The sequence below is a fragment of the Vibrio sp. 2304 genome, from assembly GCF_033339475.1.
In the GTDB taxonomy this organism is placed as follows: domain Bacteria; phylum Pseudomonadota; class Gammaproteobacteria; order Enterobacterales; family Vibrionaceae; genus Vibrio; species Vibrio alginolyticus.
On record NZ_JAWOUQ010000003.1, the window covers coordinates 175,214 to 198,432 of the forward strand.

Consider the following 23,219-nt stretch of genomic DNA (forward strand, 5'->3'; position numbering starts at 1 on the left):
GTGATTATAAGGTAAAGTAATATCTTTAGTTCATCTCTTTTATATCAATTTTAACTGATACTAAACTGCTACTGACGTTTTTTGATTGAATGCTTAACTTAATAGCATGCGCTTATCTCAATGGCTAAAACCATTATTAAAGCGCAATTCATCTATATCCACGTAATCTCTAAGCATTTGATTCAGAGGGTTTCTTGGATATTCATCATTCAAGATAAACAACGGAAAGCATGGCTATGTGTACAGATGTTAATATCAATTATGGTTGCAACAACCAAACCTTATCCGCTAGAACCATGGAGTTTGCAGTTAACCTTCAGACCGAGATTTGGTTTAGAGCCCAACAAACTTACCAAATTACGACCTTTACTTCCGACGGAAAAGCCGACCGTGTTTTCAATGGTCAGCCGCCAAAACTTCACAGTAAAGAATGTGAGTTTCGAGCAAATTGGCAGGGAGAGTTGAGCTTCATACACTGCAATGCCATTACCCGGTATAATAACCCTCTTTTAACAGCTGATGGCATTAATGAATCTGGCCTTTCTGTTGGGTCACTGTACTTGCCCATTCTCAATCAAAATGTATCGACCTCTCACATCCCTGATGATGCCTTTGCATTAGGCAGCGGCCTGTTTGGTACTTTTATCTTGTCTACGTTTAATACTGTGGACGAGATGGTGACCTACTTCACCACCCACCCCGTTTACGTGTTTAACTCGACTATTTCAACTGGTGAAACAGAGAGTGACAACATGGCTTTGGACCAGCATTTCGTGATTCACGATGCAAATAATGACAGTGCCGTCATTGAGTTTCTTAACGGTAATATGCATATCTATCGAGCATTCAAAGAAAGCGATATGTTCAGCAAAGAGGAAAATCAGCAAGCACGCTATCAATGTACCGAATACGACTTTGATGATTATAAAGTGGTTGTGGACCACTCCTACGTTGGAGTAATGACTAACTGCCCAAATTACCATTGGCATGTCAATCACCTCTCTTATTTTTCCAATTTGCGCAACTACAACCCAGAACCGAACAATGAAGCAACCATGCAACGTCATGTCCAAGTGCCTGGCCCACTTCAATCAATCAATCAATGGCGCTGGCTTGATGGGTCTACCCGCCGACCCAACACCGCCGTCTCGATTTGTACAAACCTATGCAATTAAGCAGTTAAGCGAACAACCAACTAACTTCGACGAAGCCTTCTCACTCGGACAAAAGCTACTTAATCGCGTTGATATACCTTTGGGCATCATGGCGAATGAGTTTGAGACATCCGATAACCCTGAAGTCTTTTTTAGTGATATTACCCAATGGAGCGTTATTAGACATAACAGTCATCAATCACCCGCGTTCTATCTGCGTACTTACGGAGACATGACTTGGCGAGTCGCTAATGTCAAAGACTATATTGGGTTAAATAGAGACTGTCAGATTTCAAGCGTTTTACAGCTCATGCCAGTTACAACATCATTACCGTTTGAACAAGTCGAATCTCGACCAACTATTAAAATCGCTTAGAGTTAATTTTGAAGCGCAAACAAATGGGAAGCAAAAAGCCAGAGTAAGAAATCAATCTCACTCTGGCTCATAGCTGCATATAGTATAGTTTTATCTGCTATAGATATAACGTATGGTTGCTTTTACACTTGTTACATTCAGTCGATTTACTCTTTACCGAACACGTTGTTCTCTTGTTCTTGAACGCGGATGAATGTAGTACGCTTGGTTAGCTCTTTAAGCTTTGCTGCACCTACGTATGTACATGTTGAGCGAACGCCTCCAAGGATGTCTTGAATAGTGCCGTGAACGCTACCACGGTATGGCAATAATACGGTTTTACCTTCAGCGGCACGGTAGCCAGCGACACCACCTGAGTGCTTATCCATCGCGCTCTTCGACGACATGCCATAGAATTTCATGAACTTCTCGCCGTCTTTCTCGATCACTTCGCCGCCTGACTCTTCGTGACCCGCTAGCATCCCACCTAGCATTACGAAGTCCGCGCCACCACCGAATGCTTTCGCTACGTCACCCGCACAAGAACAGCCACCGTCACCGACGATCATGCCACCAAGGCCGTGCGCTGCATCACCACACTCGATGATTGCAGAAAGCTGCGGGTAACCAACACCCGTTTTTACACGAGTTGTACATACAGAGCCTGGGCCGATACCCACTTTAACGATGTCTGCACCAGCTAGGATTAGCTCTTCACACATATCACCAGTAACCACGTTGCCTGCAGAAATGACCTTGTCTGGGAACTCAGCTCGCACGCGTTCAACATACTCGACCAAATGCTCTGAGTAACCATTTGCAATGTCGATACAAATGAAAATAAATTCATCTGAAAGCGCCATGATGTCTTTGGTTTTTTGGAAGTCTGCGTCAGATGTTCCCGTAGACACCATAACGTTATTCATGGTTACTTTATCTGCTGATTTAGCAAACTCAGCCCAATCTTCTACCGTGTAATGTTTGTGAACAGCGGTCATTACACCATGCTCAGCTAGGGCTTTAGCCATTGCAAAGCTACCAACCGAATCCATGTTTGCTGCGATTACTGGCACACCAGACCATTGACGACCACTATGCTTGAATGTAAAATCGCGGGTTAAATTTACTTGAGAACGGCTCTTAAGGGTAGAACGTTTCGGGCGAAACAGTACATCTTTAAAACCTAACTTAAGTTCTTGTTCGATACGCATTGTGTAATTCCTTGATTCATATGTATATGTGTCATTTCAGAGTGCGTAGTGATTTCGTTGGCAGACGAGTTCACTGTTCTTCGGACACAAAAAAACCGGAGCGTTGGCAGACGCTCCGGTTTTCAGCATTATAGGCTGTGATTTATTTCCTACAAGTCTGATATTTGAATTTTTTTTGTGATACCATCTTGAAAATCGCATATCAAAAACGCTCCCCAAGTCACCAAAACCTCTTATTATTTATAACTATCAACAACTTGAGAAAGCACCTAAGTTAACCCATTGCGCAAACCTTTGCGTCATATCTTAAAAATTAAAACGCATCACCTCTCAAATCTGCCTAAAACTCAATCACCTAATACTAAGATGCCCTGCTAATTCGTAAAAAAGTACTCAAAAAAATCGACCAATTTTCTCAGCAATGCATGAAATCTAATTAATTTCGATAGAGCTCTTGGGTGATAGCGGTACGAAGAGTGCTAACGACATCACTTGCCAAAAGACCAATTTGACCATTCTGACTCACGTTTATATCAGCAGCATGACTGTGAAGTACCACACCTAAACGTGCGGCAACAGAAATTGGTAAACCTTTGGCTAGTAATGCACCAATGACTCCAGATAACACATCTCCCATTCCCCCCGTCGCCATTCCGGCGTTACCCGCTAGACAGACGTACATTCTCGTTCCATCGTAAATAAGCGTCCCCGCGCCTTTTAAAACCACTACACCGCCATAACGCTCTTGCAGTTGTCTTGCAGCAGAGTATCGGTCACTTTCTACTTGTTGAATGGTTACATTTAGTAGTCGAGCTGCCTCTCCAGGATGCGGCGTGATCACTCGATGGTTGTCGCACACCAGAGTGCCATCGCATCGCTGGCTCAGCATCGCTAGAATATTGAGGCCATCAGCATCAACAACTTTAGGTTTCTGCTCTTGAGCCAGATATTGATAGGCTTGATAAGCCCACTCATCATCTCCAAAGCCAGGACCAAACACTAATACGTCAGCCCAGCGAATGCGTTTAGTTAAGTCGTTCTCAGTATCCCTGAGCAAGTCAGCGGTGATGCTCTGGCTCATTACTTCTGGGCAACCAACCTGCAATGGAATAAGGCTACTCGTGTGAGTAATTGCGGCAGTTAAACCCGCTCCGGCTCTAATCGCTGCGGAGGAACATAAACGAATCGCCCCAGACATCCCTTGGTTGCCACCAACACAAAGCAACTTCCCGTTGTCACCTTTATGGACCGTTGGATTTGGCTTAGGCATTAATCTTGAAACAACCTGATGATCAATACCTAATGCACTTTCTACTTCGATAGTATCAAACTCGGTATTGACGCCTAAACCGCAAAAGTAGAGCTCACCGACTCGATCTCTCGCTTGTCCAGTGCATAAGCCTTGCTTAACCCCAATGAAGGTTACAGTATGCTCGGCACGAATAGCATCACCTAAAACTGCACCTGTATTTGCACAAAGCCCAGAAGGAACGTCGACTGCAATCACAGGGGTATGAATTTGATTAATTTGGTCAATATAGCGACGATACTCCGAACGAACCTCACCGCTTAAACCAGTGCCTAACATGGCATCAATGATCACATCTGCTTCTAGCAATGCGGTATTCCATTCATCCCAATCATTGTTAACACCGTCGATTGACTGCCAATCTTGGCATGCGCGCAAAGCATCACCTTTTAGCACAGATACATCACCAATTTGGAAAACATGTACATTGAGTTGAGCTTGTTTCGCAAGAGATGCAAATACGTAACCATCGCCACCGTTATTCCCTTTACCGCAAATCACTAGGATATTTTTTGATTTAGGATACAAATGTAAAAAGCGCTCATACACGGCCATACCAGCGCGTTGCATTAAGCTATACATAGAAACACCAGCCATTTGCGCAGCCAGTGTTTCACCGTTTTTTACTTGCTCTGCGGTGTAGAGTTTTAGGGCGAGATTAAAGTCCATGTTCACGTTCTACGCATTGGGAAACACAGTTATAAGTATACAAAAAAGCCAAGGCGGACCTTGGCTTTTGAGAAAGTTTTTTATCGCTATTGATTCTGAGACATCAGAGCTTCAGCCGTCGCGTCTTGTATAGACAAAAACAACGAGTTGATTTTTCCAGTCGGTGTGCGCATTGGGTTCAACGTAACATTCTGGTACATAAACTCCGCTTGCTGCGTGACTGGTCGAACATTGCGACAGCAGAATAAGTAAGGTCGTTGTCGCCATGTGATGAAGCTGCGGCAGCCTAGGTCATACACTGGTTTTGTTTTTAATTTAAACCACTCCTGTGGGATTTCAGGGAAGATATCAAATATAGAACGACCAATCGCATCATGAGACTGCAAACCACTGTGATGAGTCATAAACCCATTCCAGACCTGTACATTGTAATCTCGATCAATGACCACTAAGCCCATATCGACGTTTTGTACCATATCCACCATCCAATGGAATTGTTCAAACTCTGCTGGCATATTCAACATTAGAACTCCTCCATTAGATAAGACAGTTTGTTATCAAGCAACGGCAAGGATTCATCCACAAACATAAACAACAAGTCACAACGAATCGACGTTCCTTCAATGTTGTAGCTCACTTCGAATGTCATCGTGCGGCTGAATGCTCCAGTTGTAGATTCAATGATCGAGTCAATTGAGATATGCTGACCAAGGAGTACTGGTGGACTTTGGAAGAATCGGACTTCAGACTGCTCGCCTAAACCATTTAAGAACGACCCCACCAAAATATTAGAAATATCCATTAGCAGCTCAAGCTCTTCTAGCTCTTCGCTGTCTGCTGGTACTTTCATCAACTTTTTGAGATCAGATACGCTCGAATCACTCAAAATCACTAGCGCTTCGCCAGCAATACCTTCGCCACAAAATCCCTGACAAACGCCCGATACGTTGTCATGCGACGCCAAGTCGCGTAGCGCCATGTGAAGTTCGCTCACTTCAAAGATATTGACGTTCGGCAGAGGTAGTTGCACAAACACGTCAAAGTGACGCGCCAACGCATCGGCTGCTCGACCAATTGAAACGTTAGCCACTTCCATGTAAATATCGCGACGACGTAAAATCGGTAACTCAATAGAGACAGGCGTGATAATTTGAGGGCAAGGTTCTGGCTCGACCAACTCTTTAAGCGCCTTCTTGAGTTCATCTTTGGCGATCGGTTTTTGAATAAACGCTTTTGCACCCAGTGCGAACACACGCTCTTTCGCTTTAGGTTGGATATCCCCCGACACAACAACCACCGGAGTTTTATCCCCCAACCGTTGCATGTGCTCTAGTGTTTCAAAGCCATCCATTTCTGGCATGGTCAAATCAAGAAACATCAATTTAAACTCGTTTTTTTCGAGTTCTTCTAGCGCGTTTTTTCCGTGGATAGCAAACGTAATATCGGCATTCAATGTGGCTGGTAGTGATCTCGCCATCTGTTTGCGTGCTAACGCTGAATCATCACAGATGAGTACGGGAAAAGACATTCAATCACCTTTTTATATTCCACAATCTGCGCCGGAGTCTAACAGATTGTTACAGCATGTAATACGAGAAAACTGACGAGTTTTTTATTTCTTTATTATTCAATAAGCATACGCAATATGAATGAATGAGTGAACAAAATGACTAAAAAGCAAGCATCACATTCGCTGTTTAGTGACATAAAACAAACATGGGTAAAACTCCTCCACCCAAAGTAAGCAAAAAGTTGCATCTAACATCCAAAGCCCATTTTTGCTCGAATTTCATTCTTTCCATTTCCATAATGGGTAAACTGTAACGCGCGAAAACTAAAAAGGCACCCTGCTAGAGGATGCCTTTAATAATAATTTCATCGATCAGATATCAATTCTATGGCACACCATGACCTTTAGAAGCCACCCATACGCGATACCATTGCTCTCGAGTAAGTTCGATATTCAATGCATTAACTGCAGTTTGCACACGCTCGATTTTACCAGAGCCAATGATTGGAATAGGGTTAGATGGCAAACGACGTACCCAGGCATAAATTACTTGGTCAATACTCGCTGCGCCCACTTCTTCACGAATTGCTTCTAATTCGTTACGGACACGAACAGCTTGCTCACTGTCACCACTAAAAATTGAACCACCACCGAGGCAAGACCAAGCCATTGGTCGCGTGCGCAACATTTGCATTTGATCAAGCGTTCCATCGTGTGCAACCTCAAAGTTAAGTGGGTTGATTTCCACTTGGTTAGTAACCAACGGCTTACCTAAGCGAGATTGCAGCAGTTCAAACTGGCGTGGAGTGAAGTTAGACACGCCAAAGTGCTTCACTTTGCCGACTTTGTGAAGCTCAGAAAATGCTTCTGCAACCTCGTCTGCATCCATTAACACGTCAGGACGATGAATTAAAAGTACGTCGATTTCATCCACATTCAAACGTTCTAGCGAGTTATTCACCGATTGGTAGATATGTGCTGAGCTCGTGTCGTAGTGATTGATCTTACGCTCTGGCGTTTTATCGCCACACAAATTGATGTCGCATTTCGTCACGATCTGAATTTGCTCACGAACACTCTTGTCTAAAGCTAGCGCTTCACCAAACAACTTCTCACACTCGTAATTACCGTATATGTCGGCGTGATCGACCGTGGTAATGCCTAACTCAATATGTTGCTTAAGAAATGACAAACGCTCTTGAGCCGTCATTCCCCACTCAACTGCACGCCAATATCCTTGAACCAGCTCTGAGAACTCTGGGCCTTTTGGTGCAGTTACTACTTTTGCAACCATGGATTTTCTCCTTCAATTGATCTGCATTCATCGTAGTCTTGTTTTCGTACCGGCTCAACGGGTAAACTTTCGCAATTCGAACTGGAGTACGAAATATGTCTTTTGCCCAACGCCTAGCCACCCTGATCGGAGAAGAAAGCATCAGCGGGTTCGCACGACGCGTCGATGTGTCTGAAGCTTTAATACGCAAATACCTTAAAGGCAGTGAACCTAGCCTAACTAAAGCAAATCAAATTGCAATGCGCGCCAATTGCTCTCTCGAATGGTTAGCAACGGGATGCGGTTATTTATATCGCCGTGCTGAAGTCGTGGATATGGATGCGTACAAACTTGCCTTTCAACACGTTATGAATCAGCCGTTGTCAGACGATGCAGAAGAGCTACACCGCAAGCTAATTGCAGGATATCAATACCTGCGCGCTCACAAAAAATCGGATGGTTTTTTGGATGAATCAGCAATGGCGACCTTCCTATCTCTCCATAAAGAATCTAAAAACGAGTCACTTTGACCTCGATAATTTCGCCATCACTGCGCAAGTCCACATTTAAGGACGGTGATGGCGTCAGAAACTCGTCCGGTTTTACCCAAAGCAAACTTCGAATCGCTTCTTGCGGATAGCGGTTCATCAACAAAATAACTTCTTTATCGACAAGTTCGGAAGATTTCTTTTCCAGAGCTTCAACGACATCATAGTGTTCTTGTCCGATAGTAACTCTGCGTAAAACTAACCCATCCTTTCTTAAGTTGAGGAGTAAGTCATTCAGACGCTGCCACTCGTATTCAGTGAGAAACGAGAACTGAGCTCTTTCTCTTCTCAAAATCACTTCGCCATACAAGTGCTGCTGGTAGTACGAAAAATCATCCAAACAAAATGCGCTGATAAACGTTGAGTTGTCCCGCAACTGCACTTCGCAACCATACCAGCTTCCACTTTTTTCTATACGTTCTTTTAGATTGGAATATGGCATTGCTGACAACGTGTCTTGCCACCAGTTCGGCGTTGAAAGTGCCGGAAACGTTACCGAACAACAACATAAAGAAAGTAAGAGTCGAAGATAAAAGCGCATGCACTGCTCTAGTTGGTTGACATCGAACCAAGACATTACTAACTGCAAGAAAATGTTCAAGAGAAAAATAGTGGCAGGTGGTGATGAAAGTTATAACGCAGAAATTAAGAAGGCGCACATGTGCGTGCGCCTCTACCTCGTTACTCAATCGTGAGTGTGCGAATCGGCGATGTCTATTGATGCATCCCGAACATAAAACGAGGACTTACCGTAGGGTTTGAATCCATCCAAATTGTGTGTAAAACCTCACATCCCTCCTTCTGAAGCAGTCATGTTGCTTTACATTTAAAGCATGGTTCATTTTTCTCAAAAAACAAGTTTTTTATCCTAAATTATGAGAGCAATAGCACAATCTGAGTGAATGAATAATATCGCGACACTTCAAACACTCAATAGTGAAAAGCTAAATTGCATCTTTATTGATTAGGTCTAGACTCTGCGAAGCGTATACTTTCTTTCGTCCCTTCCCCCAGCAACAGGAGAGCTTGTTAATGACCAAACGCGAGAGAATTGTGAAATCTGTGTTGGCGCACGTACCGAAAGATGCGATTAACCAGTTTGTCTCTCGAGGGTCAACACCATTTTCTGTTCTCATTATGGCCGCCATTGTGGGTACGTTGGCTGGTTTTGTCGGTACGTATTTCGAGCTTGCCGTTCATTTCGTTTCTGAAACACGAACAGAATGGTTAAGAAGCGAAATTGGTAATGTTCTACCGTTGTGGCTGGCAGCGGTTCTCATTAGCGCACTTTTAGCTTTTATTGGCTATTTTCTTGTGCACCGCTTTGCGCCAGAAGCGGCAGGTTCTGGTATTCCTGAAATCGAAGGGGCAATGGATAATATTCGTCCAGTGCGCTGGTGGCGCGTGCTACCAGTAAAATTCTTCGGCGGCATGGGCGCACTTGGCTCTGGTATGGTGCTTGGTCGTGAAGGCCCAACCGTTCAAATGGGTGGTGCTGTAGGTCGAATGGTGACCGATATATTCCGCGTAAAGGATGACGATACCCGCCACTCCCTGCTCGCTTCTGGTGCTGCGGGCGGTTTGGCTGCGGCCTTTAATGCCCCACTCGCAGGCATTATGTTCGTTGTGGAGGAAATGCGACCTCAGTTTCGCTACTCTTTGATCTCAATTCGCGCAGTGATCATTTCTGCCATTATGGCGAACATAGTGTTTCGCGCCATCAACGGGCAAGACGCCGTTATCACTATGCCGCAATACCAGTCGCCAGAGCTTCAAACCCTATGGCTGTTTTTATTGCTTGGCGCATTGTTTGGCGTGTTTGGCGTGATCTTCAATAAACTGATTACCGTGGCACAAGACAGTTTTGTCGCAATTCACAAAAACGATCGTAAGCGCTACTTGATTGTGGGTTCGCTACTGGGAGGCGTGTTTGGTTTGCTTCTTTTGTACGTACCCCAACTAACTGGTGGTGGTATCGGCCTTATTCCTGACATTACTAACGGTAACTACTCGGTATCCATTTTAGTTTTGCTTTTCTTTGGTCGTGTAATTACAACCCTGCTCTGTTTTGGTTCTGGTGCGCCGGGAGGCATCTTTGCACCTATGCTTGCTCTGGGAACCTTATTTGGCTATGCGTTCGGAGCAAGTGCTGATGTCTTGCTCCCTGCGCTTGATATCGAGCCTGGTGTATTTGCGATTGCGGGCATGGGTGCCCTGTTTGCTGCGACGGTACGTGCACCGATTACAGGTATTCTGTTAGTGATTGAAATGACGAATAACTACTACTTAATCCTGCCATTGATCATTACTTGTTTGGGCGCTGTGATTATTGCTCAATTGTTGGGTGGACAACCTATTTACAGCCAGTTGCTGCATCGCACAATCAAAAACGAAAAGTTACGCCAGCAGGATCTACCGGAGAATCAATCAACATAACATTCTCTTTGTTATCACTTCGCTCCAGACTATCGAAGGGTTTGGAGCGATAAACTCTGCATTTTTACATCTTTTCCCAAATATTCGATACCAAACTCACAAAATTATCATTCCCTGATATTTGCTCACCACCTTTCATGAGAAACCCCTCTCCATACTTGTTAGTATTCGCTACTTAAATAGAGCATTTCATCCAAATCGTCATGTTTCGTTTCATTCAGGCAAAAATCAAATGGAGTAGATTTGAACTGGAGAAGACTTGTGCAGTTTTATAGTGTCCCGCCGTCTCAAGCCGCGTTGGCACTAGGTATGATAGGTTTAGGGCAAGCTTGGGCACTCTATGTTCCTGAGATTGGTGAACCGATACGCCCATTTTTGGCGTCACTCGGCGCACTTTTACTCGCCCCTGTACTCATAAAATATGCCGCGAATCCACGATTATTCATGGTCGACATTCGTCACCCGCTGAGTGGTAGTTTAATGGCACCAATGAGTATGGCGTTACTGATCCTTGCAGATTATCTTGCCGCTGTAGCGCCTATCATCGCTTATCCACTTTGGTTTATGGCGCTTTTGCTGCATTTTACTATGATGGTGCTGTTTTTTAGCTTTCAGCTAATGAACTTCAAAATGTCCAATATCGTACCGAGTTGGTTTCTTTATCCGGTGGGGCTGATCAGTAGTTCACTAGCCGGTTCTCAACTAGGTCACAACTTATTCTCCGAAACGCTAGCGATGATGTGCATCGGCATTTATTTCTTCATGCTGCCACTCGTGTTGTATCGTTTGGTGTTTTTCGGCTCTCTACCAAGGCGAGCAAGACCAACCCTCGCGATTATGGCCGCGCCGGTAAACTTGTCATTAGCAGCATACTTGGTGAACTTTCCCTTACCTGATCCGATACTGACAGGCGCATTGGCCGGGATCGCCATCACTATGACTTTATTGATCTACTTATGTTACTTCCGCTTACTTCGCTTGAAGTTTCAACCTTCTATCGCGGCAGTAACCTTTCCTTCCGTGATCAGCGCTATCGCAATGCATCGCTTAACCTCTTTTTTTGCCGAATCGCACCCTCACTGGCACTGGCTACACGACTTTGGTTTTCTAGAGCTCAGTATCGCGACTGTATTGGTTGTTTGGGTATCGGCAGGTTACGTCAAAATGTATTGGCCAGAAATCATGAAGTCATTTTCTAAACAAGCATAAAAAAAGGATGGCGTTTGCCATCCTCTTAGAATAGTACTTGGTTACCTAGCGTAAACCGTGCAGAAATTCGGCACGCGTTGCTGGGTTGCTTTTGAAGATACCGCCCAATGCTGTTGTCGTCGTTTCGCTGGTTGCATCCATCACACCGCGAGATTTCACACAGTAGTGTGTTGCGTCAATCGTCACTGCCACATCATCGGACTCAAGCAACGTTTGAAGTGCAACAAGAATCTGCTGAGTCATACGCTCTTGAACTTGTGGACGCTGGGCAAAGAAGCGAACGATACGGTTGATCTTTGATAGGCCAATGATCTTGCCACGTGGAATGTAAGCCACTGCAGCCTTGCCATCAATGGTCACAAGGTGGTGTTCACAAGTGCTGGTCACCGTGATGTCCTTCACGCGAACCATCTCGCTCACGTTCATCTTGTTCTCAATCACCGTGATTTTAGGAAAGTTGGAGTAATCCAGACCAGAGAAGATTTCGTCAACGTACATCTTAGCAATGCGGTGAGGGGTTTCTTCTAGGCTATCGTCAGTGAGGTCAAGTTGAAGTAGACCTAAGATCTCACGCATGTGGTGTTCGATCTTCTCTTTCTTCTCTTCACGACTTACGTTGTTTGGACGCATTGGCGTTTCCAAACCGCGTTGCTCTAGCGCTTCTTTTACTAACTTCGCTGACTCGCTAAGACCTGACATTCCACTTCCTCTTTTGTTTTACTTCAGCCTTCGTACAAACCCAATCAAAATTGCATTCATACTTTTCGCTTTGAGTTGCTCAGTTCGTGTCTTTACACCAAGTCACATCAGATGAAGGTACTGAGCTGATTTTCTTGAGCTCCGCAGGTTTTTTACCCCTTTTGGATGGCTGACAAGGATACTCGGATTTTTGAATAATTACACCCATATTTTATAGGTGGACATTCTTACTCAGTCCCCTTTTATGGTAAAGTTGCCACAAAACAAAAGAACACAGGATTTTCTCAATGGGCTGCTGCGACGCACCTGGCTTGATGCCAATTGAAGAAGCGATGGACAAAATGTTATCGCGAATCAAACCTATCCAAACAACGCTTTCTCTTCCACTTGCTGAAGCACTCGGTTTTGTACTGGCAGAAGATATCTTGTCTCCTATCCACGTACCGCCATTCGATAACTCAGCAATGGATGGCTACGCTATTCGCATTCAAGATCTTGAGTCATCTTCTGTATTGCCTCTGGCAGGTAAATCATTTGCAGGACAACCTTTTGAAGGTGAATGGCCTCAAGGTACCTGTGTTCGCATCATGACTGGCGCAAAAATCCCACAGGGTTGTGATACCGTTATCATGCAAGAAAACACAGAAGTGACGGATGCTGGCATTCAGTTCAATCAAACTGACGTGAAGCCGCAAAACAACATCCGCCCAACAGGTGACGACATCAAGCAAGGCGACATCGTATTGGCAAAAGGTGCACGTTTAACACCTCGCGATATTCCGATGATTGCGTCTCTTGGTGTGAGCCATGTGACAGTAGTACGTAAGCCAAAAGTTGCTTTCTTCTCTACTGGCGATGAGCTTAAACCACTGGGCGAATCATTAGACGAAGGTCAGATCTACGACAGCAACCGTTACGGTATTAAACCGCTTATTGAAAACTTCGGTTGTGAAGCCGTTGATCTTGGCATTATTCCAGATTGCCCAGAGACTCTGAAAGCGACCTTTGAACAAGCGCAAACATTGGCTGATGTGGTTGTTACATCTGGTGGAGTTAGCGTCGGCGAAGCGGATTACACCAAAGACATTCTTGAAGAACTTGGTGAAATCGGTTTCTGGAAGCTAGCAATCAAGCCGGGTAAACCTTTCGCGTTTGGTAAGCTAAGTACAGCTTGGTTCTGTGGTCTACCAGGTAACCCGGTTTCTGCAGTTCTTACTATGTACGTGCTTGTTCAACCAATGCTGGCAAAACTTGCAGGCCATACAGAATGGAAAGCACCCGAATCTATTCCAGCAACAACCAAAACCGCCTTTAAGAAAGCGCCAGGTCGTACCGATTACCAACGTGGTATCTATACATTGGAAGATGGCAAGTTTGTCGTTGAAACAACCGGTAACCAAAGCTCTGGCGCATTCCGCTCAATGAGCCTAGCGAACTGTTTTGTTGTATTGGAACGTGAACGCGGCCGAGTTGAAGTGGGCGAAACGGTTCAGATTCAACTATTCAACTCAACCCTTTACTAGGAAGACGTTGTGGATATTCTTTCCGATCAGGAAATGTTGCGTTACAACCGCCAAATCATTCTTCGTCAGTTTGACTTTGAAGGACAAGAAGCACTCAAACAAGCATCGGTATTGATGCTTGGTGCTGGCGGTTTAGGCTGTGCATCGAGCCAATATTTGGCGACGGCTGGTGTCGGTAAAATCACGCTGATTGATGATGATATCGTCGAGCTGTCTAACCTTCAGCGCCAAGTGCTGCACCACGATGCGGATATTGGTCGTAAGAAGGTAGAGTCGGCGGCCGATGCGCTACGCGAGCTTAACCCGCACATTATCGTAGATACCATCGCAAAACGTCTTGATGATACAGCGTTAGAGAGCCTGATTAAGCAGCACACTATTGTTGTCGATGCATCAGATAACGTCGATACGCGCAATCAACTTAACCGCCTATGTTTTGCGACCAAAACACCGCTAATTTCAGGCGCGGCCATTCGTATGGAAGGCCAAGTGAGTGTGTTTACTTACGACGACCCAACACAACCATGTTACCAGTGCTTGAGTGCCCTTTTTGGCAATGGCGCGTTAAGCTGTGTCGAAGCCGGAGTCATGGCGCCTGTTGTGGGTATTGTTGGCGCAGTGCAAGCGATGGAAGCGATTAAAGTGATTGCTGATTACGGCCAACCAAAGAAAGGAAAAATTCTGATTTTGGATGCGCTCAGCATGTCTTGGCGAGAAATGAATCTGATGAAAATGCCCTCCTGTCCGGTTTGTAGTTAGTTCTATACCTCTAATCATTCCCAAAAAGCCCAACTCGATGTTGGGCTTTTTCTCATTTTGACAATCAGATTTACAACCCTTCTTCTTACAAATCTTAGCTCTATAAAATTCAACAACTTAAAAGTTGGCACATTCCTTTCATTGCATATATCACGAACCAATGAGAGGGCGAATTATGAAAAGGACATCACTACTACTTGGGTCTCTAATAGCGAGCGCTTACGCACAAGCGGCGCCATTTGATACGTGCCCAAGCCAAGCATACCTATTCCAATCAACCCCGGTTCAAATCTATGGCGTCAATTTGGTTACAGGCTCTACGACTCTTTTAGAGGACGACACAGGTTTGGCTTCGGGCATCAACGGTGTAGGCTTTAACTTCACTGACCGTTATATCTACGGCTACGACACCACAAACAAAAAGATTGTTCGTCTTGGTCAAGACTTCCAAGCAGAGACACTTAATGTTTCGGGTCTTCCTACCGACCACACGTTTTACGTAGGTGACGTTTACAACCACGTCTACTACTTGTACCGCAAAGGCAAAGGACTTTTCTCCATTGACCTTTCTCCGCTCGATTCTGATCCAAATGCGACATTGAGCATCGTGAAAATCAGCTCAACAGCGACTGTGAACCTAACCGACTTTGCATTCCATCCAGGTGATGGCTCCCTTTACGGCATCGACAACAACTCTGGTTTGCTATATCAGTTCAACCCATCAAATGGTAGCGCAACTGCGATAGGTGACACAGGTGAGAAAGGCACATTTGGTGCTGGCTACTTCGATGTAAACGGCAACTACTATGTGTCACGTAACCAAGATGGCAAAATCTATCGCGTTGACCTTTCGGAAGGTAACGCAGCCAATATCGCAGCAGGTATCGTTCCTGCGGTTGAGTTTGTATCCAACGGTCCAAGCTCAAGCCAAAATGACGGTGCACGTTGTGCAAATGCTCCGGTGATTAACGAAGACGAGCCAATTGATTTCGGTGATGCTCCAGACAGCTACCACACAACACTTGCGTCAAACGGTCCTCGTCACGAAGTGGACGGTGTAACTTGGCTTGGTTCCGTCGCTCCAGATGGTGATGCCGACGGTCAAGCAAACGACAACTCTGTGGGCACAGCCGATGAAGATGGTGTTGGTTTTGTATCCGCACTTGATCCAGGCTTAAGCTCAATTGTGAATGTGACAGCTTCTACTTCTGGCTACCTATCAGCATGGTTTGACTGGAACCGCGATGGTGACTTTGATGATGAAGGCGAACAGGTCTTTACTGACCAATTACTGTCTGCGGGTAATAATCCCCTACCGTTTGTCGTTTCAACCGCTGCAACGGAAGGTTCAAGCTGGAGTCGATTCCGCTTTAGCCAACAAACCGGATTAAACTACGATGGTGGTTCGACATCTGGTGAGGTGGAAGATTACCCAATTACCATCACTGGTAATGGCTACTCAGTGGAATATTTCCCGAGTGCAGAAGATTACGCCACCGTGGCTTATGAAGATAATTGGCCATACACCGCAGACTACGACATGAACGATGTGGTCGTGAAATTCCGCATCACTGAAACCAGTCTTGCTGGTCATGTTGAGAATATTCAGATTACTGGCGACCTAGCGGCTTACGGCGCAAGTTACAAAAATGGCTTCGCAATCCGACTACCGGGTGTATTGAGAAGCTCGATTGAAAACGGATTAACGACGCTATCCTTCAATGGTGTAGAGCAAGCATCCAATGGCTTGGAAAGCATTTCTGATGAAGCCATTTTCATCATCAGTGAAGACTTAAGCACACACGCGGCGAGCAGCTGTAGCTACTTCCGTACCGAGTCTGGCTGTGATGATAACGTTTCACTCACCTTTACCTTGAATGTGTACTTCACTGAAGGATCTGACCGTTCAGCCATTCAAGCCATGCCATACGACCCGTTCATCTTTGCAACACCGGGCACTTACCATGGCGATGGTATTACCTTCCAGCCAGGTCGTAAATGGGAAGTTCACTTAGCAGACCAAGCACCAACTGAACAGTTTGATGACCAAAACCTCTTCGGTGTCGGCGTCGATGCAAGTGACCCAGCACAAGGTGTGTACTTCAAAACAGCAAACAACTTACCTTGGGCACTGTTGATAGTAGAAGATTGGGATTGGCCGCTAGAGCGTGTAGACATGGTCGATGCATACCCTCAATTCCAAACTTGGGCTGAGTCTGGTGGCGAACTAAGCACAGATTGGCACACCGCTCCAACACCTAACAAATGCTACATTCCATAGGGAGATAACATTATGAAAGCACTTATCACAATCATCATGGGATTAGCACTAACAGCTTGTGGCGGAGGCGGTGGCGGCGGAGGTGGTAACAGTACACCACCTTCACCAACCCAAACCACCATTGCAGAGGAAGAGACTACCCAACAGGAAGAAACAACTGAAGAAGAGACAACGGTAACAGTGGAAGATGCAACCATGCAGGATCTAGTAGTACCAGATGGCTTTAGCTACAACCCAGTGACGGAAGGTACGCTCAATGTAGACATCAGTGGTTTCTCTTCACAACGAGCACACCTAAGCGTGTACAAAGAGTTTGTCGAGAACAGTTCAGGTAACTACGATGCAAAATACCCAAGCAAAGTCGCATCGGTTCCACTCAACAATGGTACAGCAAATGTCGACTTTAATGTTTCTGATAGCCAAGGTAGCCTACTTGTTGAAATTTGGTTCTATGACGGTAGTGACCCAATTCAGCAAGTGATTACTTCTGGAGACAACACTTGGACCATGTAACTGGGTAAATCGAAAGCTGTCTTTCAGAACAAATCTTCAATCTTTAACTTAAAAATCGCATCGTTCTTTTGAACATGCGATTTTTTTGTTGTAAAACAGTAAGATTATCCACCTAGCAAACTAAAGACAATGCAAGCACTGATTAGTACTGATGAACTCAATAGCCTTCTCGGCCAACCTAACGTCAAGCTCCTCGACGCTAGTATTGCGTTTCAAATCCCTTCTGAAGGCAAAAAGATTCAAGATAAGTGGATTCCAAATACTTTACGCTTTGATTACGACAATGACTTTTGCTTACCCGGTTCTTCTCTGCCGCATATGATGCCAACAGAAGAAGGCTTCAACCAAAGTGCGAAACAACTCGGTTTGAACAACGAAGATTTGATTGTGGTTTACGACAACTCTGGCACTTTAGCCGCGCCAAGAGCTTGGTGGATGTTCAAAGCTATGGGACATGATAATGTTCGAGTCTTAAACGGCGGTCTTCCTGCTTGGATTGAAGCCGGATTTCCTGTCGAAAGTGCCCTATCGCAACCAAGCGAAAAAGGTAACTTTGCGGGTAAGCTCAATCAAAATGCCTTTTTGAGTGCACAAGATGTTCTTGCTCATTCCACCAATAAAAGTGCAAATATCATCGATGCCAGAGCCAAAGCACGCTTCCTTGGTGAAGTGCCTGAGCCACGAGAAGGTCTACGTAGTGGGCACATTCCAAATTCGGTTTGCTTACCGTTTCAAGAACTCTTAACCAACGGTCACATTAAACCAAATTCAGAGTTGCAACAGATATTTAGCGCACTAACGATAGATAGTGACACTTCAATTATTTTTAGTTGCGGCTCCGGTGTGACCGCATGCATTTTATTACTCGCGGCGTATCAAATTGGTCTGGACAATCTGTCGGTGTACGACGGTTCTTGGACCGAATGGGGTGCAGACCACTCTCTACCTATCGAGCGTTAAGACAAGTGTCTGTTTAACAAAGTATCTTACGTTTATCTAAAGATGATGTGTTCCAATATACTAAACGCAGCTTCTAAACCAAACTTGTCATTTCGAAATAGAAACTGGCTATGAGTGATTTGTCACCCCTCATAGCCTGACTACATCAAAAGCCGACTATTTCCGTTAGCGTTCAGATGTCGCGTTGCCGTGCATTTGCTCATCTAAGTTGAGCACGGTTAATGCGTTGCTAACGCTCGTGGCGATCACGTCTATCGCTCCAGTTCTTAATGCTCCGAGTAGAGCGAGTGGCTTGCTGTTCTCAGCTGCGATCGCAATGACTTCCGAGATCGGCCGAAACTCTTCAATACCAAGTCCAATTACTCGGTCACTCATTACCGTGTTCGCTACATTACCGTGAATATCAAAGAAGTCATAACCTGCAAAATCCCCTACCACACCTTGTTGAAGTCTCGACTGAACCACTTCATCAGGCGTAAACCAACCTAAGTCGACCATGTAACTGTTTTCGCTCATGTCACCAATACCAACCAAAGCGACATCGGCTTTACGTGCTAGGTCGAGCGTTTGTTTCACGGTTGCATTTTGCATAAAGGCCAACTTCTGTTCTCTGTTTTCTGCGTAAGCCGGCGCATAAAGTGTTTCAGAGGTCCCCCCATATTTCTTCGCCAACTGACGACAAATATGGTCGGCGTTATACATACCGCCACGCGGATGAATACCACCAATGCCACACACAAATTTACAATCACGCGGCGTAATAACACCAATATGGTGAGCGACAGACGACACGTTGCGCCCTTGTCCGACCGTCACCACCATGCCGTTTTTGAGCGTGCTAGTGAGATAATTGGACACCAATCCCGATACCTGTAGTCGTTGCGCTTCTTCATTCGGTTGATCAAGAGCAACAAGCGCGCGCTTAACGCCGAATCGCTCGATCAAACGTTGTTCAATCTTGGCGCTGAACACCGGATGGTATTTAACGGTAATTTCAACAATGCCTTCATCACGCGCCTGCTTGAGCATTCGCCCGACCTTTGCGCGTGATATGGCAAATTTTCTCGATATCTCTTCCTGAGTCGCACCGTCTTGATAATACGCGACGGAAATCTCTGTCAACAAATCCGTGTTTTCAATGGAAATATCTTGATTAGAACTGCTCATGGTTTCTCTCGCCCTTTAAGAGGATCGATATTGTATGCAATAAGTGAACATATGCTCATTGACTTAGCATATGTTCTTTATCAATTTAAACGCTACATTTGCTCATCGCAATAACATTTTCTCACTACAATTTTTTACCCTCTTGGACAACGCTCAAGCTTTGAACAATAAGGGCAAACGTTTATTTGGGTTAACCACTAAACACACAGTAAAAAAACGTTGATGAAGTTCACTATAAGTCCATTTCAGCGATTGACTTTCAGCATAGATAGGATAAATATGGACACATCATTTACTCAGCTATCGATCAAATGTTCATAGCATTTGTTCGGTAACGAAATTTTCCGTAGTTGGCTGAGCAGATGTCTCATTAAATGCGATGAGACGGTTAGCTAACTCGCTTGCAAATGCACAAGCTGTGATAACAAAAATCACGCTTAAGCCCATTTAAATAGGATGATCGATTATGAGCAACAAGTTAGAGCAACTTCGTAAACTAACGACTGTAGTAGCAGACACTGGCGAGATTGATGCAATTAAAAAGTATCAGCCAGAAGACGCAACAACTAACCCTTCTCTTATCCTTAAAGCCGCTCAAATCGCAGAGTACGCACCTCTAATCGATGCTTCAATCGAATACGCTAAAGCACAGAGCAACGACAAAGCTCAACAAGTTCAAGATACTTGTGACATGCTTGCAGTAAACATCGGTAAAGAAATCCTAAAAACTATCCCAGGTCGTATCTCTACAGAAGTAGACGCTCGTCTATCTTACGATATGGAAGGCAGCGTAGCGAAAGCTCGTCAACTAGTGAAAATGTACAACGATGCTGGCATCACTAACGACCGTATCCTTATCAAACTGGCTTCAACTTGGGAAGGCATTCGCGCAGCTGAGATCCTAGAAAAAGAAGGCATCAACTGTAACCTAACGCTTCTATTCTCGTTCGCTCAAGCACGTGCTTGTGCAGAAGCGGGTGTATTCCTAATCTCGCCATTCGTTGGTCGTATCATGGACTGGTACAAAGCGAAAGAAGGCCGTGACTTCGAAGCTCAAGAAGATCCAGGCGTACTATCTGTAACTAAGATCTACAACTACTACAAAGAATACGGCTACAAAACTGTAGTTATGGGCGCAAGCTTCCGTAACATCGGTGAGATCTTAGAACTAGCTGGTTGTGACCGTCTAACTATCGCTCCTGCTCTACTTGCAGAACTAGAAGCAGCTGAAGGTGAAGTAGTTGAGAAACTAGTTGATTCTAAGGGCGCAGCTGAGCGTCCAGCACCAATGACTCACGCTGAGTTCCTATGGGAACATAACCAAGACCCAATGGCTGTTGAGAAGCTGGCTGAAGGTATCCGCAACTTCGCCGTTGACCAAGGCAAACTAGAAGCGATGATCGAAGCTAAGCTTTAATTGCTTACCAAAAGCGAGTAGCCCGTCTACTCGCTTTTACCATCAGCACTATTTTCAAAAAATTCTATTTGAACTTGTTTCGGCGAGTTCCCTCTATTTAAATCAAATATCGAGAAGTAATCACTATGGATCGTAAACATCTAGCAAATGCAATCCGTGCGCTAAGCATGGATGGTGTTCAACAAGCTAACTCTGGTCACCCAGGTGCACCTATGGGTATGGCTGACATCGCTGAAGTTCTTTGGCGCTCTCATCTAAACCATAACCCTTCAAACCCAGAGTGGGCCGACCGCGATCGCTTTGTGCTGTCAAACGGTCATGGGTCAATGCTTATTTACTCTCTACTGCACTTAAGCGGTTACGAGCTATCTATTGACGATCTGAAAAACTTCCGTCAGCTTCACTCTAAAACTCCTGGTCACCCAGAGTATGGTTACGCGCCAGGTATCGAGACCACAACGGGTCCGCTAGGTCAAGGCATCACTAACGCGGTTGGTATGGCTCTAGCTGAAAAAGCGCTAGCAGCGCAATTCAACAAAGAAGGCCACGACATCGTTGACCACTTCACTTACGTGTTCATGGGCGACGGCTGTCTGATGGAAGGTATTTCGCACGAGGCATGCTCTCTTGCAGGTACTCTAGGTCTAGGCAAGCTGATCGCGTTCTGGGATGACAACGGCATCTCTATCGACGGTCACGTTGAAGGTTGGTTCTCTGACGACACACCTAAGCGTTTCGAAGCTTACGGTTGGCACGTAATTCCTGCAGTCGATGGTCACGATGCTGACGCAATCAACGCAGCAATTGAAGCAGCGAAAGCGGATCCACGTCCTACACTTATCTGTACTAAGACTATCATCGGTTTTGGTTCACCAAACAAATCTGGTTCACACGATTGTCACGGTGCGCCACTAGGTGCAGAAGAAATCGCAGCAACACGCAAAGAACTAGGTTGGGAGCACGGTCCTTTTGAAATTCCGCAAGAAGTCTACGCAGAATGGTCAGCGAAAGAAACAGGCGCAGCTAAGGAAGCAGCGTGGAACGAGAAATTTGCAGCTTATGAAGCAGCGTACCCTGAGCTGGCAGCTGAATTTAAACGCCGCGTAAACGGTGAGCTTCCTGCACAGTGGGAAGAGAAAGCAAGCCAAATCATTGCTGATCTTCAAGCTAACCCAGCAAACATTGCATCACGTAAAGCGTCTCAAAATGCTCTAGAAGCATTTGGTGCTCTACTACCAGAGTTCATGGGTGGTTCTGCTGACCTAGCACCTTCTAACCTAACAATGTGGTCTGGTTCTAAGTCTCTAGAAGCAAGCGACTTCTCTGGTAACTACATCCACTACGGCGTACGTGAATTCGGTATGACAGCGATCATGAACGGTATCGCGCTACACGGTGGTTTCGTTCCTTACGGCGCAACATTCCTAATGTTCATGGAGTATGCACGTAACGCAATGCGTATGGCTGCACTGATGAAAATTCAGAACATCCAAGTGTACACGCATGACTCTATCGGTCTTGGCGAAGATGGTCCAACTCACCAACCAGTTGAGCAAATGGCATCGCTACGCCTAACACCAAACATGAGCACATGGCGTCCATGTGACCAAGTTGAGTCCGCTGTAGCTTGGAAACTAGCGATTGAACGTAAAGATGCACCGACAGCACTTATCTTCTCTCGTCAAAACCTTGCGCAACAAGAGCGCACAGTAGAACAAGTAGCAGACATCGCGAAAGGTGCTTACATTCTGAAAGATTGCGAAGGCAAGCCAGAGCTAATCCTTATCGCAACAGGTTCTGAAGTTGAACTAGCAGTAGAAGCAGCAGCACAGCTAACTGCTGAAGGTAAGAAAGTACGCGTTGTTTCAATGCCATCAACAGACGCATTCGACAAACAAGACGCCGCTTACCGTGAAGCTGTACTGCCATCAGACGTAACAGCACGTATCGCAATTGAAGCAGGTATTGCTGACTTCTGGTACAAGTACGTAGGCTTCGACGGTCGCATCATCGGTATGACTTCATTCGGTGAATCTGCACCAGCTGGCGAACTATTCAAAATGTTTGGTTTCACGACTGAAAACGTAGTGAACACAGCAAAAGAGCTGCTCGCGTAATTGCAGTAAAAAGATAGTCAGTTTTCTCTATTGCGAATGTGAAAACTGAAAAGCCCCACCAGCAATGGCGGGGCTTTCTTTTATCTGGCTCCTATTCGTATAAACGCAG

At 45.2% G+C, this 23,219-nt stretch carries 20 protein-coding genes; 12 read left to right on the plus strand and 8 right to left on the minus strand.

What is annotated here, in order from left to right:
* Positions 1-236 precede the first annotated feature (236 nt).
* A complete protein-coding gene (locus R7P64_RS07940; RefSeq protein WP_318119105.1) occupies positions 237-1,175 on the plus strand; it encodes a linear amide C-N hydrolase in 939 nt (312 codons plus the stop codon).
* Positions 1,117-1,530, plus strand: coding sequence for a hypothetical protein (locus R7P64_RS07945; RefSeq protein WP_233059819.1), 414 nt, complete (start codon positions 1,117-1,119; stop codon positions 1,528-1,530). Before R7P64_RS07940 ends, R7P64_RS07945 begins: the two co-directional genes overlap by 59 nt.
* Before the next feature lie 146 nt (positions 1,531-1,676).
* Here R7P64_RS07945 and R7P64_RS07950 read toward each other — a convergent pair whose 3' ends face one another.
* From R7P64_RS07950 to R7P64_RS07970, 5 genes are all read right to left on the minus strand, one after another.
* Positions 1,677-2,720: a GMP reductase gene (locus tag R7P64_RS07950; RefSeq protein WP_005373458.1), complete on the minus strand. Its 1,044-nt coding sequence runs from the start codon at positions 2,718-2,720 to the stop codon at positions 1,677-1,679.
* Positions 2,721-3,156: 436 nt separating this feature from the next.
* Positions 3,157-4,698 (minus strand): NAD(P)H-hydrate dehydratase, encoded by a 1,542-nt coding sequence (locus tag R7P64_RS07955; RefSeq protein ID WP_318123354.1) that lies wholly within the window; start codon positions 4,696-4,698, stop codon positions 3,157-3,159.
* An 86-nt stretch (positions 4,699-4,784) separates the two neighbouring features.
* On the minus strand, positions 4,785-5,222 hold the full coding sequence (locus R7P64_RS07960) for a PAS domain-containing protein (protein ID WP_005373463.1): 438 nt from the start codon (positions 5,220-5,222) through the stop codon (positions 4,785-4,787).
* Positions 5,222-6,226 carry a response regulator gene (locus tag R7P64_RS07965; RefSeq protein WP_213886148.1) on the minus strand — a complete coding sequence of 335 codons (1,005 nt, stop codon included), beginning with the start codon at positions 6,224-6,226 and terminating at the stop codon, positions 5,222-5,224. Before R7P64_RS07965 ends, R7P64_RS07960 begins: the two co-directional genes overlap by 1 nt.
* Before the next feature lie 367 nt (positions 6,227-6,593).
* Positions 6,594-7,502, minus strand: a complete 909-nt coding sequence (locus tag R7P64_RS07970; RefSeq protein ID WP_213886149.1) for an aldo/keto reductase family oxidoreductase — start codon at positions 7,500-7,502, stop codon at positions 6,594-6,596.
* A gap of 95 nt (positions 7,503-7,597) precedes the next feature.
* On the opposite strand from R7P64_RS07970, the gene R7P64_RS07975 reads away from it, so the two are divergent.
* Positions 7,598-8,011: a helix-turn-helix domain-containing protein gene (locus tag R7P64_RS07975; RefSeq protein WP_005387686.1), complete on the plus strand. Its 414-nt coding sequence runs from the start codon at positions 7,598-7,600 to the stop codon at positions 8,009-8,011.
* Here R7P64_RS07975 and R7P64_RS07980 read toward each other — a convergent pair.
* Positions 7,992-8,606: a hypothetical protein gene (locus R7P64_RS07980; RefSeq protein ID WP_246542898.1), complete on the minus strand. Its 615-nt coding sequence runs from the start codon at positions 8,604-8,606 to the stop codon at positions 7,992-7,994. The genes R7P64_RS07975 and R7P64_RS07980 overlap by 20 nt on opposite strands.
* A gap of 455 nt (positions 8,607-9,061) precedes the next feature.
* On the opposite strand from R7P64_RS07980, the gene clcA reads away from it, so the two are divergent.
* Together clcA and R7P64_RS07990 are read left to right on the plus strand one after the other, a co-directional pair.
* The gene (clcA, locus tag R7P64_RS07985) at positions 9,062-10,465 is read left to right on the plus strand and encodes a H(+)/Cl(-) exchange transporter ClcA (RefSeq protein ID WP_005373473.1); all 1,404 of its coding nucleotides are present in this window, start codon (positions 9,062-9,064) and stop codon (positions 10,463-10,465) included.
* A gap of 261 nt (positions 10,466-10,726) precedes the next feature.
* Positions 10,727-11,674: a TDT family transporter gene (locus R7P64_RS07990; protein ID WP_005373475.1), complete on the plus strand. Its 948-nt coding sequence runs from the start codon at positions 10,727-10,729 to the stop codon at positions 11,672-11,674.
* Between the two features lie 45 nt (positions 11,675-11,719).
* On the opposite strand, the gene folE is transcribed toward R7P64_RS07990, so the two are convergent.
* On the minus strand, positions 11,720-12,373 hold the full coding sequence (gene folE, locus R7P64_RS07995; protein WP_005373478.1) for a GTP cyclohydrolase I FolE: 654 nt from the start codon (positions 12,371-12,373) through the stop codon (positions 11,720-11,722).
* A 287-nt stretch (positions 12,374-12,660) separates the two neighbouring features.
* Here folE and moeA point away from each other — a divergent pair, with 287 nt between their 5' ends.
* From moeA to R7P64_RS08020, 5 genes are all read left to right on the plus strand, one after another.
* Positions 12,661-13,896 (plus strand): molybdopterin molybdotransferase MoeA, encoded by a 1,236-nt coding sequence (moeA, locus tag R7P64_RS08000; RefSeq protein WP_033906385.1) that lies wholly within the window; start codon positions 12,661-12,663, stop codon positions 13,894-13,896.
* 9 nt (positions 13,897-13,905) lie between these two features.
* Positions 13,906-14,655, plus strand: coding sequence for a molybdopterin-synthase adenylyltransferase MoeB (gene moeB, locus R7P64_RS08005; protein WP_318119106.1), 750 nt, complete (start codon positions 13,906-13,908; stop codon positions 14,653-14,655).
* Between the two features lie 175 nt (positions 14,656-14,830).
* Entirely contained in the window at positions 14,831-16,936 is a 2,106-nt protein-coding gene (locus tag R7P64_RS08010; RefSeq protein ID WP_318119107.1) for an LruC domain-containing protein, read from the plus strand.
* A 12-nt stretch (positions 16,937-16,948) separates the two neighbouring features.
* The gene (locus R7P64_RS08015; RefSeq protein ID WP_318119108.1) at positions 16,949-17,449 is read left to right on the plus strand and encodes a hypothetical protein; all 501 of its coding nucleotides are present in this window, start codon (positions 16,949-16,951) and stop codon (positions 17,447-17,449) included.
* 129 nt (positions 17,450-17,578) lie between these two features.
* On the plus strand, positions 17,579-18,409 hold the full coding sequence (locus tag R7P64_RS08020) for a sulfurtransferase (protein WP_042522665.1): 831 nt from the start codon (positions 17,579-17,581) through the stop codon (positions 18,407-18,409).
* A 165-nt stretch (positions 18,410-18,574) separates the two neighbouring features.
* On the opposite strand, the gene R7P64_RS08025 is transcribed toward R7P64_RS08020, so the two are convergent.
* Entirely contained in the window at positions 18,575-19,576 is a 1,002-nt protein-coding gene (locus R7P64_RS08025; RefSeq protein ID WP_005387670.1) for a sugar-binding transcriptional regulator, read from the minus strand.
* Between the two features lie 466 nt (positions 19,577-20,042).
* On the opposite strand from R7P64_RS08025, the gene tal reads away from it, so the two are divergent.
* Entirely contained in the window at positions 20,043-20,993 is a 951-nt protein-coding gene (gene tal, locus R7P64_RS08030; protein ID WP_005373488.1) for a transaldolase, read from the plus strand.
* A gap of 125 nt (positions 20,994-21,118) precedes the next feature.
* Positions 21,119-23,110, plus strand: a complete 1,992-nt coding sequence (gene tkt, locus R7P64_RS08035) for a transketolase (protein WP_318119109.1) — start codon at positions 21,119-21,121, stop codon at positions 23,108-23,110.
* The last annotated feature ends 109 nt before the right edge of the window (positions 23,111-23,219 follow it).

Bases quoted from the DNA above. Each gene is read 5' to 3' on its own strand.
- R7P64_RS07940 (WP_318119105.1), top strand. From the start codon at position 237: ATGTGTACAGATGTTAATATCAATTATGGTTGCAACAACCAAACCTTA.
- R7P64_RS07945 (WP_233059819.1), top strand. From the start codon at position 1,117: ATGGGTCTACCCGCCGACCCAACACCGCCGTCTCGATTTGTACAAACC.
- R7P64_RS07950 (WP_005373458.1), bottom strand. From the start codon at position 2,720: ATGCGTATCGAACAAGAACTTAAGTTAGGTTTTAAAGATGTACTGTTT.
- R7P64_RS07955 (WP_318123354.1), bottom strand. From the start codon at position 4,698: ATGGACTTTAATCTCGCCCTAAAACTCTACACCGCAGAGCAAGTAAAA.
- R7P64_RS07960 (WP_005373463.1), bottom strand. From the start codon at position 5,222: ATGTTGAATATGCCAGCAGAGTTTGAACAATTCCATTGGATGGTGGAT.
- R7P64_RS07965 (WP_213886148.1), bottom strand. From the start codon at position 6,226: ATGTCTTTTCCCGTACTCATCTGTGATGATTCAGCGTTAGCACGCAAA.
- R7P64_RS07970 (WP_213886149.1), bottom strand. From the start codon at position 7,502: ATGGTTGCAAAAGTAGTAACTGCACCAAAAGGCCCAGAGTTCTCAGAG.
- R7P64_RS07975 (WP_005387686.1), top strand. From the start codon at position 7,598: ATGTCTTTTGCCCAACGCCTAGCCACCCTGATCGGAGAAGAAAGCATC.
- R7P64_RS07980 (WP_246542898.1), bottom strand. From the start codon at position 8,606: ATGTCTTGGTTCGATGTCAACCAACTAGAGCAGTGCATGCGCTTTTAT.
- clcA (WP_005373473.1), top strand. From the start codon at position 9,062: ATGACCAAACGCGAGAGAATTGTGAAATCTGTGTTGGCGCACGTACCG.
- folE (WP_005373478.1), bottom strand. From the start codon at position 12,373: ATGTCAGGTCTTAGCGAGTCAGCGAAGTTAGTAAAAGAAGCGCTAGAG.
- moeA (WP_033906385.1), top strand. From the start codon at position 12,661: ATGGGCTGCTGCGACGCACCTGGCTTGATGCCAATTGAAGAAGCGATG.
- R7P64_RS08010 (WP_318119107.1), top strand. From the start codon at position 14,831: ATGAAAAGGACATCACTACTACTTGGGTCTCTAATAGCGAGCGCTTAC.
- R7P64_RS08015 (WP_318119108.1), top strand. From the start codon at position 16,949: ATGAAAGCACTTATCACAATCATCATGGGATTAGCACTAACAGCTTGT.
- R7P64_RS08020 (WP_042522665.1), top strand. From the start codon at position 17,579: ATGCAAGCACTGATTAGTACTGATGAACTCAATAGCCTTCTCGGCCAA.
- R7P64_RS08025 (WP_005387670.1), bottom strand. From the start codon at position 19,576: ATGAGCAGTTCTAATCAAGATATTTCCATTGAAAACACGGATTTGTTG.
- tal (WP_005373488.1), top strand. From the start codon at position 20,043: ATGAGCAACAAGTTAGAGCAACTTCGTAAACTAACGACTGTAGTAGCA.
- tkt (WP_318119109.1), top strand. From the start codon at position 21,119: ATGGATCGTAAACATCTAGCAAATGCAATCCGTGCGCTAAGCATGGAT.